The sequence below is a fragment of the Bradyrhizobium sp. 154 genome, from assembly GCF_023073875.1.
Taxonomy (GTDB): Bacteria; Pseudomonadota; Alphaproteobacteria; order Rhizobiales; family Xanthobacteraceae; genus Bradyrhizobium.
In genome coordinates, this window is sequence record NZ_JADPKG010000028.1 from 1 (window position 1) to 9995 (window position 9995).

At 55.0% G+C, this 9995-nt stretch carries 7 protein-coding genes and 2 pseudogenes; 2 read left to right on the forward strand and 7 right to left on the reverse strand.

Features of this window, described 5'->3' with window-relative positions:
• Positions 1-678, reverse strand: a pseudogene (locus IVA92_RS05570) (transposase); the annotation flags it as partial.
• A gap of 716 nt (positions 679-1394) precedes the next feature.
• Here IVA92_RS05570 and IVA92_RS05575 point away from each other — a divergent pair.
• Both IVA92_RS05575 and IVA92_RS05580 read left to right on the forward strand, forming a co-directional pair.
• Complete coding sequence (locus IVA92_RS05575; protein ID WP_247534149.1) at positions 1395-2387, forward strand: hypothetical protein; 993 nt, start codon at positions 1395-1397, stop codon at positions 2385-2387.
• A gap of 17 nt (positions 2388-2404) precedes the next feature.
• Positions 2405-2893: a hypothetical protein gene (locus IVA92_RS05580; protein WP_247281137.1), complete on the forward strand. Its 489-nt coding sequence runs from the start codon at positions 2405-2407 to the stop codon at positions 2891-2893.
• 424 nt (positions 2894-3317) lie between these two features.
• Here the strand turns inward: IVA92_RS05580 and IVA92_RS05585 are convergent, their stop codons facing one another.
• From IVA92_RS05585 to IVA92_RS05610, 6 genes and pseudogenes are all read right to left on the reverse strand, one after another.
• Positions 3318-4349 carry a toll/interleukin-1 receptor domain-containing protein gene (locus IVA92_RS05585; RefSeq protein ID WP_247281138.1) on the reverse strand — a complete coding sequence of 344 codons (1032 nt, stop codon included), beginning with the start codon at positions 4347-4349 and terminating at the stop codon, positions 3318-3320.
• Positions 4350-4815: 466 nt separating this feature from the next.
• Positions 4816-6234 (reverse strand): alpha/beta fold hydrolase, encoded by a 1419-nt coding sequence (locus tag IVA92_RS05590; RefSeq protein WP_247281139.1) that lies wholly within the window; start codon positions 6232-6234, stop codon positions 4816-4818.
• Between the two features lie 4 nt (positions 6235-6238).
• Positions 6239-6775 (reverse strand): hypothetical protein, encoded by a 537-nt coding sequence (locus IVA92_RS05595; RefSeq protein ID WP_247281140.1) that lies wholly within the window; start codon positions 6773-6775, stop codon positions 6239-6241.
• Between the two features lie 13 nt (positions 6776-6788).
• On the reverse strand, positions 6789-7259 hold the full coding sequence (locus IVA92_RS05600) for a TIR domain-containing protein (protein WP_247281141.1): 471 nt from the start codon (positions 7257-7259) through the stop codon (positions 6789-6791).
• Between the two features lie 9 nt (positions 7260-7268).
• The gene (locus tag IVA92_RS05605) at positions 7269-7895 is read right to left on the reverse strand and encodes a 7-cyano-7-deazaguanine synthase (protein WP_247281142.1); all 627 of its coding nucleotides are present in this window, start codon (positions 7893-7895) and stop codon (positions 7269-7271) included.
• 653 nt (positions 7896-8548) lie between these two features.
• Positions 8549-9868, reverse strand: a pseudogene (locus IVA92_RS05610) (toll/interleukin-1 receptor domain-containing protein); the annotation flags it as partial.
• Positions 9869-9995 lie beyond the last annotated feature (127 nt).

A 9995-nucleotide genomic window follows, 5' to 3' on the forward strand; every position in this document is an offset into this window, starting at 1 on the left:
CGGTCAGGATGCGGAAGCGGCGGCCATCGGTGAGCTGGTCCGAGACGAAGTCGAGCGACCAGCGGTCATTCGGCGCTATAGGCACCACCATCGGCGCCCAGGTCCCGAGCGCCCGCTTGCGGCCACCACGGCGACGGACCGCGAGCCTCTCTTCCTGGTAGAGCCGGAACAGTTTCTTGTGGTTGACCACATAGCCCTCCCGCTCTAGCAGAACATGCAGGCGCCGATAGCCGAAGCGGCGGCGATCTTGGGCGATCGCTCTCATGCGCTGGCGAAGGCCGGCATCGTCCGCCCGAGTCGTCTGGTATCTGATGGTCATGCGACAGCAGCCGATGGCTTTACACGCCCGCCGTTCGCTCATCCCGAAGGCGTCTCGGAGATGGGCGACAGCTTTCCGCTTCCCCGCGGGCGTCACCACTTCTTTCCCAGGAGGTCCTTCAAGGCTGCGTTGTCCAGCATGGCGTCGGCCAGCAACCGTTTCAGCCGCGTGTTCTCATCCTCCAGCGTCTTCAGCCGCTTGGCCTCCGAGACCTCCAGCCCGCCGAACTTGGCCTTCCATTTGTAAATGCTGGCGTCGCTGACGCCGTGCTTGCGGCACAGATCGGCGACCGACACGCCAGCCTCATGCTCCTTCAAAATCCCGATGATCTGCTCTTCCGAAAAGCGGCTGCGCTTCATGCTCTGGTCCTCATATGGGCCAGAGCGAACTTCAATCTGGATTAAGTCCAGGGGGCAAGGTCACTTCGAGGGTGTTGATCCGAGAAACCGTAGTGAAGCAGAACCATGCAAAGGCCGTCACCACGCTCGCTAGGCTGAGTACAGTGCCTGCTCTCTTCGTAAACTCCCAATAGTCCATCTCAAGCTCCCAATTCCGGTGTTTGGGTGATTGATGTCGCCGGTGTATGCAACCTCTACCTTCGGACTATTGTCGTCCTCAGGCTGGGGAGGAGCGGGAAGATGACCCGACGAGCGGTCGCAAGAGAAAAGTTCAAGCCCGCGGCATCAGGCAACTGCGAAATGGTTACTCTGTGCGGCGGCAGGTGGCACGCTTCGTCGGTAGCCAATCAAGGGGGGCGGGGGAGAATTGCAACGTCGCTGCCAGCAGGTCATATCTCGCGTGAGGCACCCTCGGTGAATATCTTACGGTGCCCACGCACTGGACCTAACCTCCCGGCCCGCTACTTCGCTTGTGAGCTGTGGAGTTCTTCGACCGAGCCGGCAGGCATTGGCACCAATTGCTACCCCGCATGCACTGAGGCTAGTCATACCACGCAACTTCTGCGATACTAGCTGCGCAAGAAAATGGGCCAGCTTTGCTAGCCAACGTCCGTCGCCTGAAGCTTTCGAGAGGTGGCTGGACTAACAATGCTTTGATCTTTTTCGAGGAGGCGCAAATGCTTTTGCGGAGCTGCTGCGCGTTGTTTTCGTTCTTATTCTGTAGCTCCCTCGTCGCGGGATTGGCGTACGCGCAGGCCGAAACTCGCGAATGCAAAGTGATGGCGGCGACCAATGTCTTAAGTGCACCTGGTGGACGCGTCATTGGTCAGCTTTCAGAGGGCATCTTTCTCTACACAAACAAGGAAGCACAGGTGTCCGGTTCAATCTGGCGCTATGTGCTGGAGAAGTCGATTGAGGGCTGGGTTCGCGGCGAGGATTTGGAATGCACTCTCGCAAAGTGGTGGTATGGGACGGATGAGACCGAGGGCCGGACAGACGTGATGCCAGGGCGTGGGAAGTCCATCGCAATTTCGTTTTGCCATATAGAGGGTGATCCTGCTGTTGGAATTGGGGACAATCCAACAGAGACCATGGCTGCAGCGATAACGAAATGCATTGCGGCGACGCCGACGCGAGCAAAATGCTGTAAAGTAGTCGTTGCAGGCGACTCTCAGAATCCGTGCGTAGCCCTAACAATGGGAGAACATGCCTCATACGGTGTAGGAACGGGAATGACGGCGGCTGCGGCGGAGAAGAACTCCGTCAATAATTTGGGATACGGCCGTACGCAGTCAGATGTCTTGCGATGTTTGCCGGGGTCCTCGTCCGATCCATTGGGGCGTGGTGGATGGAATCATAACGGTTCAACGATGACGCTCCGAGTCGTCCGCGATACTATCGAGATTTTCTACGACTCTCCAAGGACGGGAATGACTAAAGCCGGCGCAAAGCCTGGCGATCTTTTATTTAGCGGCAAACGCACTGGTCAAAGTATCTCCGGTACAGCCTGGGTATTCAGCAATTATTTCCGTTGCGGGAAGACCCCATACGATGTTGCGGGAAGCATCGAAAGCGCATCTCAAATCAAAATGCGCGGACAAGCCCCAAAGCTCGACGATAGATGTCAAGCCACCAGCTATCGCGATGAACTACTTGAGTTTGCCCGGTAATATTGGAGCCACTGGTCATGCCGTTTGTTGTTATTGACGAGCGTCGACTTTTAGACGGTGAGGTGGAGGAGATGTTGGCATACCAGCGCCTGCATCCGGGGATGGCTTTGAACAGGCGCGGTCTGTTGCTGTCCATTGGCTCCGCCGTAGTGCTGTCTATCCAAGCCAATCCGAACGCAGTGGCGCAGGGATCGCAGTTGTCAGACGCAATCATCCAAGGTGGCATTGCTCTATCAAAGGCACGCTACGCCATCCAAGAAACGATCCGAGCAACATTCAGCCTTTTAAACGATACCCGCGAGGTGCAAAGGCGGCCGACATTCGCAGCAGTATCTACACTGGAATTGGGGATCGTGGAACAAGAACTCGTTTTTGCGGAACTTCTACCGAGGACAACGAAGGTCATTCATCATTCTGGCTTCGAGGCCCGTGTGATCGGCAAGAATGACTACCTTGCGAAGACCCAAGTCAGCAGGGCCTCGATGGGATTTATAGTTCAGCAATGAAGTTAGCTGGCCCCGTACTAAGTGCACTTTCTACGACGATAACTGTAGCTTGTGTGAGCGCGGCACTTGCTCAGCAAGCCAATACATTGCCTGGTCAAGGCAATTCAGCGGCGATAGCGTTTTGTCCTATCAACAAGTCCATTGGACTTGGGAAGGGTACAGTTCCAGCAAGCACACTGCTGGAAGCGCTCAGCAACTGTTCGGTCAGCGATCCCTCGTTGGCTACGTGCTGTCGCATAGTGATTGCAACAGACGCATCTGCTCCATGCGTGTCATTAGCGATCGATGAAAATAACTATGCGGTAGGCGGTGGGGCGACAGCTAAGCAAGCAGCGCAACTCGCCGCGAGCGGGACGACAAATCCCCAAAAAGGTGCCGCCGCGACCGCTTGTGCCAACAGCGAGGGTAGGTGATCGCGTTTGCGCTATTTAACCTGTCTGATCAGGTGCAACAGATGAACTGCGACCACGGCGGCCATCCCGATAAAGACGGCTCCGAGCGTCATGAAGTATCGATTTGAATAGGTCTCATAACCCAAGACACCGGATATCGTCGTGCCAGTGGATGCGGAGACGATAGAGATTAGAACGTACAAGAAGAGAGATAACGTCGCTGCTGGGAACCAGTTCCGTGACAGGATGAATCTCTTCGTGAATATCATCGTGAGCAGGCAGGCTGGGACCAGAGCGAGGAGATCAATTGCTGCACTCCGCGGATCAGAATAACTTAGAAGACCGAAGGCTATTTGAAGAAAGTTGTCAGCCATAAAGAGTGCCGTAGAGAGTAAAATCACACCAATGATACTTCCGATGGCGGACCAGAAGCCCTGTTGGCCTCGCTGAAAATCCGGCACGATCAAGAAAAGTCCTCTGATGAAGGCTGACAGGGCGCTTCGTTGCAGCTCCGCTGTGTCGCCAGGAGGATCTTTGAGCGGGATATGCTGTGGGGCTTCTCGCTTGCTGCTGATCTCAGTGATCAATCGAATAGCAGCATCTCGGCGGTCGCGTGCACTATCCGAAGTTTCAATCACGTCCAAGAGTTTCTGAATGACAGAGTCTTCCTTTTGATTGGACATGGTTGGAAGGGGCGAAAAGCCGAGTCGACATAAAGCCGTCATTATCATCGAGCGCTCATGGACAACAACGGTGTGGTGACCTTGAAAGCCAAATGGAATTTCCATCACTTCAAGTTCAGGTGTGCGGACAGAAATGAGTTTGTTGTGATGGATGGCGAACCGTGCCTCATCACGCACAAAGCGGCTCGCTACAGAATGTTTGCTCCAGATGACTATCGCCGCCGCAGCCTTAGAGATCGCATCAACGATTGCGTCGTGAAAGTCTTCTGAGGCTGCCAGCCGTGCGTCCCACCAGACGTCGAGACCTGCACCTTGAAGATCTTTGACTAACGCGATAGCGATGAGCTCGTCCTTACGAGCATACGAAACAAATACAAACATCGAGCGTTTCCGTTAGAAGGCTACGACCCTGACTGACGCATCACAGACTAGCCTTTGGCTCATCCTAATCGTACCCCGGAATATCTGCTAATGGCAGATTTTGTATAAGTCGGCTGTTATGCCCGAGCTACCCAAGCCGCTACCCTGGTAAAGGGCTGACTACTAGCGTTGAAGGCCGACGCACAGGAGCACACATTAGGGCCCTCATGTCGCCTTCATGGGTCAAAACGACTCACGCTTATGCACGGCACGTCTCTGAACGCACTTGGCGGTAGAGGAATGTTCGGTAACCCATCTTCGAAGCCGACAGGCTAATGACATTGAGGGGTGTTCCGCGCCGCCGCTTGGCGAGGTCACCTCTGAAATAGGTGCCCCACTTTTGCGACTTCGGCCGGAGGGACGCCGGAGAAAACTCTAAAATCGAAGCGCTACGCCTCTACGATGGGCTCTCTCTACCACCCCAATCTTACCGCCGCAGGCCAAATGTCTCTTCGATCTTCTTGATGCCAGCCTCACCATGGCACCGCTCTGAAACGCGAAACGCCTGAGAATACATCGAGTCGATCTCCCGCTGAGATCCAGCGAGTTCAATAGCTTTACCGTACTGCTCGATCGCCTTTGTTAGATCGCCGAGGATCAAGAATGCCTCGCCCTCAGTAGCAAGACGCCAGTGAGTAACGGCGCACTTATCGCAGTGTGCCAGTGCCCGCTTTGCCATCTCCTGGCAGGGCGAAGTTATCGCCGAAAACGGCGGGAGACTCATGAGCTGTAAGAAAGCGAGATTGATTGCGTGGTAGAAGGCCTGATCAAAGTCGGAGTTCGTCTCGGCCTGCTCCAGCCCTGCTTGATACAATTCGACTGCCCGAGCAAAATCTGAGGCCGTTCGATTGGTCAACCAACGTCGCTTTAAGCGTCCGGCAAGCGTTCCCATCGCGTCGGTAGAGGAAACGCCCCCCTGATGGTAGCGTTCAAGGATTTCGAGCGCCTCGGCGCCTCTCTTGTTGCTCTCTAAAGCAAGGGCCAAGCTGACGAGAGCGTTATCATCCAAGCTCCCCACGTTAGGCAGCAATGTCTCGATTGCCTGCTTGAAACGCCCAATCTCGATAGCCAGCTTGGCGCTATCAGCCGCTGGCAACGCCCGGTGGCCCCCTCGAAGTGAATCCACGACGATCGCTACGGACAGGTGCTTGCTATCAGGCGGCTTCACAATACCGAGGTGATTGCCCGGAACGACCGCCTGCTCAACGGCGCGGAACGGGACTAAAGACGACGAAGCAGGAACGAATTCATCGCGGTCTCCGGCGATCGCACGGAAATCAAACGGCGTCTCGGTCCCATACAGCTCTTTCCAATCCTCCCGGAGACTAATGATGAAATCGCTCCTTGGAGACATATCGCGAAACTGCCGCTTCAGACGGGAAACGAGCCGAGCCTTTGGCAAACCACCGCTCGGAGTTCCGAAGATCAAGAGGTGACCAACACGAGCGGCCAGCGCTGGACTATCGAGGATCGCCCTCTGAGCAACGAGACCACCCATACTGTGAGCAACGATCGCAATTGCTTGGTAATCTCTAAGAGGAGGAAGCGACAGCGCCGTGTTGAACGAGCGCGCCACGATCGACAGATCTGGGTCTGCTGTCCAGACGTTTGGAACGTCAATTCGGAGACTGGATGGAAACCCAAGTCCGATGACATCCCACGTCGCCACGCTTGGTTCATTGAGCAGGTAGTCCAGGAGGCCGGACCAGGTTGCTCTCGTATCACCGGAAAAACCGTGCAGTAGAATAACAGCGGCTTCACCAGACCCAACTCGATGCTCGACCCGGGTGGGCGATTGTGATTTTTGCGGGAGAAAGATTTCGAAGAGCCAAGAGATAAAACCCACTTCGCTATCGTGTCGGAACTACACGCTCCCTCATGCCTGCTTGAAGTGCGAACTGACGAAATTCATTTGTATAATCAGCTGAAGATCGAGGATGTCCGTCCCATACTAGTATTGCGACCGGTTTGGTCGGATACGCGGCGGCTACTGCCTCCTTCACAATAGCTCTATTCGTTTCCGTGAAGGCCGCTGCGTCTGAACGCGATCCGGCTATGATCCTCAACTGCCCAGACCGTTCGGCAATCTCGATCAAAGAGTCGAATGATGCGCCCCAGGTGTCACTCCGGTCGACCACCGATGTGGCTCGAAATCGATCAATATCAAACGGCAATATTACCCTGCGATCGATGTGCATTTGCTCTGCGACTTGAAGCGCTAAGATGTCTGCCCCAGCCGCGCATGAACAGACAAGCAGCTCAATACGCTCTTCGATGAAGACACGTCCGATCGCCTTCTGAACGGCAGAAACGTTCGCTGCCGGAAAGCTATCTACGCTGCTTCCTTCTGCATCCACTCGTCTTCCTGCCAAGGCCGCTACGATCACGAAATGCTCCCAGCTACGATTTACTGAGCTCTTGGGAGAGCGAAGACCACGGAACAACCTTGATCTTATTGGGGCCTACCCAACTAGGAAGGCCTGGAGCGGTCTTTCCTGCATGGACAGCAATGACCCGCTTACCTAACTCTATACTCTTCTCGACTTCCCATCGAACCCACTGGCTCGTGGGCGTGTCTTTCGAAAGATAAACAACCGTCGTTGAACTCTGATTTATCCGCTCAGTCAGCTTGCCTTTGATATATTCTGCCCGCACGCTATCGTAAGGCTCTTTGACCGAAAAGTCATTGAACTCAATGTCGCTGTTTTCATTTTTGGATTGACCGCGCAATAGGTTCACTTCGTCTACATCTTCATGGGCAAAGCTTATGAAGACATTTTTGCGGCCTCCTTCGAGCACGCGCTTTGCTTTTTCTTCCAGAGCCCGCGTGTCGCCCAGCCGATTGCTACCGCCACCGCCGCCGCCTCCCATGTTAGCCTCCTAAAAGTTGAACTCCCTGCAGGCGATACAAACGCCGCACGGCTCTTCGTCGCCCACGTGACAAGAATATGTGCCCCGAATTCCCTTTTTTGCTGCCAGCGCAACGACATCTTTCTTGTAAAACGAAGAGAGCGGAGCCAAAATTTTGATCGGCCTGCCCATGCATCGAGATATGAGTGCTTGCGCGTCGCTGAGAAAGCCTGAGGTCTGATCGGGGAAGAGGCTTGTACTTTCGTGCAATAAGCCAATGGCGACCGCATCAGCGTTTACTTGGTGTGCATGCGCCGCGGCCACAAGCAAAAAGAGCATGTTTCTGCCGGGAGTGAACGCGTCTTCATGCACTCGAAGTGTGGTGTCCGTGAGCCCCGATCTAATAAGTTGTCCGAAGCCGGGCAGGTTCGCGACAGTCGGCTCCGGCAATCCAATTTCCTGCAAGGACGTTTTGCAGGCATTTAGCTCCCGGATGTAAGCGCGTTGCCCGTAGTTTATGAAGAGGGGGTGTTGCTGGACACCAGTTTCGCGAGTGAGAAAGGCGACTAGCGTTGAGTCCAAACCGCCCGACACAAGGGTTACCACGCTCATGGAAGCACCATCGAATTTTTCCGCGCCACCCGCATAACGATCCAAATGGCCCAGTCCAATAGTCCCACTGGGTAGCCTATAGCATCAGCATGCCCCTGTAGCGCGTGTTCGCATCGGTAATACCATTTCAGGTCGCCGGTGGCTTTCGATGTGCCGATCTTTAGAGCGGTCATGTAATTGAGGACATGGCGGTCGAGGACGGCTAACTGGTATGTGAATCCGACATTGCGAAGAAACATGCTCGCTTGCTTGGGACCCATCCCCGGAGCTTGTCGGAGAAACCACGTGCGGGCAGTCGCAGCCTCATCAAATGTGCTTATAAGTTCGACCAGGCTTTCTCCGTCGCGCCGTACAGCGTAGCACGTTTTCGCGAGCTGAACTGACTTGCTGCCATAAAATCGGTAGCTGCGATGGCGGCCCCCGACTTCGAGGGGGGACCGAAGGATATCCTCGATTGCGCTGGCGGTTGTGGCTACATCTGTAATCGACGGATCAAGAAGTATCGCGGAGCGATCGATGCTATCCGCTGCGGCGACCGCTAGTTCGTATGGAACCTGACTGCTAAGCAGGCAGGTTGAAAGCTCTCTCCATAGGAGGCGTTCGTTGGTCTCCATTTTGTGCTGCTCTGTCCGAGATGCAACATCTGGGCAGATTGCTGAGACAGCGGCGCGAAGCAAGTGAGGTTCTATCGTTCGCATTCAGAACACCTCCGGCAAGGCTGCTTCGAGTTGAGGCATGCTTCCTGTTGGCAGCCGCTCGCTCAGAAATCGTACGAGCTTGCCGCCGTGAGTTGCCGATCTCAGGTCTCCGACGAATTGAGCAAAATAGTCCATGTTATGGAAGATAACCTTTCCGGCGTAGTTGATCGCGTCGCTGCCTGCTGCTTCGCGGACTATCGGCGATTGCGCGACTCGCGTCTGATACGCGAAAAAATCGTAATGCTCAAAGTGATATAGCGCATTGCTAGCCGCGTCGGCCACAACCCGGCACCATTCCAGGCCGTCGAAGCAGTCTGCGCCGACCGCGGACAGTACGGCGATAGCCAGTGGATTGCCTGTGCCGAGAAGGTGGATCGGTTGGTACCGGCCCGAAGCAGCAAGCTCTGCTCGTATCTTTGCAAGCGCTTTGGCTTTCGCAATGAGACCGGCCCCCAGCTCTCGTTCGGGGATCGCAATAAAGGGGGGAGCCAACGTCTCAGCTAGCCGTCGAACAACGTGCGGGATGTACTTCAAGTTATACGTCCCGTCTTTAGCGCGAGGCGCGTGAACTATAGGCAGCACAGGTTTGGAGGTATGCTTCGAGTCGCGCTTAACCGAGTCCGCAATCTGCTTCACCATGCCGTCGGGATTGTTCGGCGGGTCGAGTTCATCGAAACAGAATGCGAAATCGTGGGGGGTGCTTCTCAGAACCTCATGGAGCTTGGACCGCGTCCACTTCTTGTCTGATTTGCGCGAAGCCTCATAGTTTCCGGAGTCGAGAAGAACTTTCGTGCCGCTCTTTTGCGCTTTTTTAACGGCTCGATTGAATCCCGCAATGCTCTCGCTATGGAGCGCATCGTATGCGGAGATCAGTATGGCTTCCGCTCGAAACAGGCCGAGAGCTTTGATTGCTTCGAGAGGTGTCAATCTCGTTTCGTGAGAGGAAACCGAGAAGAAAAATGTTGGTGGAGCGATGCTTATACCTCCCACGGAAAACCGCGCTGGTCGCTTTGCTGCGCTTTGTGGAACGACCAATCGCAGCTTGTCTCTCAGCTTTGCTAGTCCGGGGTGATCCTGCTCGCCATTCCAGTTATAAAGCTGGACGCCGTCAATCGATCCGAAGCCGAGCGGCGGCGTCACTGACTTGTCTATTATCACCGGCAGAAGAGGAATTTTGTTCTGAGCGGCTAGGTTTGCTTCGTCGATTACAATTCGACTGAGCCGAGAAGAAGCAGACCAGATCGGGATAACGCATTTGGCGGACGTTATTGCCGCCTCAATCGCTAGTCTGAAATCGCCGGTCACGGTCTTGTCCCACCAAACGGACCATCCAGGCGAAAGAGCTTTTTGTCAATCGGCGTTCGACTGGGACCCCCTATCGGCATCCAAAAGGGACCCCTTTGATCGGCGTGCTCTGCTGGGAGCGCTCGGGTCGTCGGAGCTGGTC

Excerpts from the sequence above, each read along its gene's own strand:
- IVA92_RS05575 (WP_247534149.1), top strand. The coding sequence starts at position 1,395 with ATGCTTTTGCGGAGCTGCTGCGCGTTGTTTTCGTTCTTATTCTGTAGC.
- IVA92_RS05580 (WP_247281137.1), top strand. The coding sequence starts at position 2,405 with ATGCCGTTTGTTGTTATTGACGAGCGTCGACTTTTAGACGGTGAGGTG.
- IVA92_RS05585 (WP_247281138.1), bottom strand. The coding sequence starts at position 4,349 with ATGTTTGTATTTGTTTCGTATGCTCGTAAGGACGAGCTCATCGCTATC.
- IVA92_RS05600 (WP_247281141.1), bottom strand. The coding sequence starts at position 7,259 with ATGGGAGGCGGCGGCGGTGGCGGTAGCAATCGGCTGGGCGACACGCGG.